Source organism: Kocuria sp. 2SI (assembly GCF_005502825.1).
Lineage (GTDB): Bacteria > Actinomycetota > Actinomycetes > Actinomycetales > Micrococcaceae > Kocuria > Kocuria palustris.
Map to the genome: position 1 here is coordinate 1 of NZ_SCNB01000050.1, position 1390 is coordinate 1390.

Sequence of the window (1390 nt, forward strand, 5' to 3'; positions counted from 1 at the left end):
TCTGTGAGTCTGGATCTGGCTGGTCTGGGACTGGCCGGTCAGGATGGATGTCGGTCGTATCGAACCGGGTGTGACTCTCGAAGCAATTGGCCCGCTTGCGGTGTCTTCCCGTTGAATTGTCCGCCCGGGTCGGTGCGGCCGACACCGTCCGGCCCACCTCGGTGACCTCATCAGGAGACTGCCCGGCCCTCGGGCCGTGGCCCATCACAGATTCGCCCCGAAGTGACCTCTTCCCGGACCCGTGCCGGCCGCTTGGCGACCGTGACCATGTCCGTCTCGAAGAGAGGAGCGTCGATCGCCATGGCTATCGTCGCGCATACCCGCCCGTTCGTCATCGGCGTGGATACCCACGCCCGCAACCACGCTGTCTCGATCCTGGCCTGCCCGACGGGCGAGATTGTCGATGAGGCTCAGTTTCCCGCAACGGCAGCAGGCTTGTCACGCGCGGTGTCTTGGGTCGGGCGCCGCACCGGAGGGGACCTCGACACGCTGTGGGTGATCGAGGGCACCGGCACCTACGGCGCACGCCTTGCCCGCACTGCAGCAGACACCGGACACACCGTCGTCGAGGCCCCGCGGATGAACGCTCGCGCGAACCGCGGCATCGGCAAGTCCGACCCGCTGGATGCGCGCCGCATCGCCGCAGCAGCGCTCCCGCTGCAGCAGACGCAACTGCGTCAACCGCGCGCCGACGAAGGTATTCGCGCTGCCGTGAAGGTCCTGCTGGCCTCCCGCGACCACATGAGCACCGAGCGCACCGCGACGATCAACGCGCTCACCGCGCTACTGCGCGTGGTCGACCTCGGTATCGATGCCCGCCGTCCGCTCACCGCGACCCAGATCGCCACGACCGCGGCGTGGCGCACCCGCGACGAAGAGCTCGCCACGGCCACCGCCCGTGGTGAAGCGATCCGGCTCGCCAAACGCGTCGCCGTCCTCGACGGCGAGCTCAAGGAGATCACCACGCGGATCACGGACCTGGTCCGGCAGAGCCCCGCCGGTGGCCTGCTCAACCAGCCCGGCATCGGCCCAGTCACCGCCGCCGTCGCGCTGACCGCGTGGTCACACCTGGGCCGCATTCGATCCGAGTCCGCGTTCGCCAGCCTCGCTGGAACCAGCCCCATCCCCGCGTCATCGGGCAACACCGTCCGGCACCGGATCAACCGGGGTGGCGACCGGCGCCTCAACCGAGCACTCCACATGGCCGTCGTCACCCGCATGCGAATGGACCCGCGAACCCGCGCCTACGTCGAGCGCCGTACCGCCGAAGGGCGCACCCTCCGGGAGATCCGTCGCTGCCTCAAGCGCTACCTCGCCCGCGACATCTACCGCCGCCTCAACACCGCCGCTCAGAATGAGCTCACCGGGGCTTGACAGACATAGGAGATTC

At 68.9% G+C, this 1390-nt stretch carries 1 protein-coding gene; it reads left to right on the forward strand.

Features of this window, described 5'->3' with window-relative positions:
* The first annotated feature begins 300 nt into the window (after positions 1–300).
* Positions 301–1374 carry an IS110 family RNA-guided transposase gene (locus tag FFS25_RS13260; protein ID WP_137803243.1) on the forward strand — a complete coding sequence of 358 codons (1074 nt, stop codon included), beginning with the start codon at positions 301–303 and terminating at the stop codon, positions 1372–1374.
* Positions 1375–1390 lie beyond the last annotated feature (16 nt).

Bases quoted from the DNA above. Each gene is read 5' to 3' on its own strand.
- FFS25_RS13260 (WP_137803243.1), top strand. From the start codon at position 301: ATGGCTATCGTCGCGCATACCCGCCCGTTCGTCATCGGCGTGGATACC.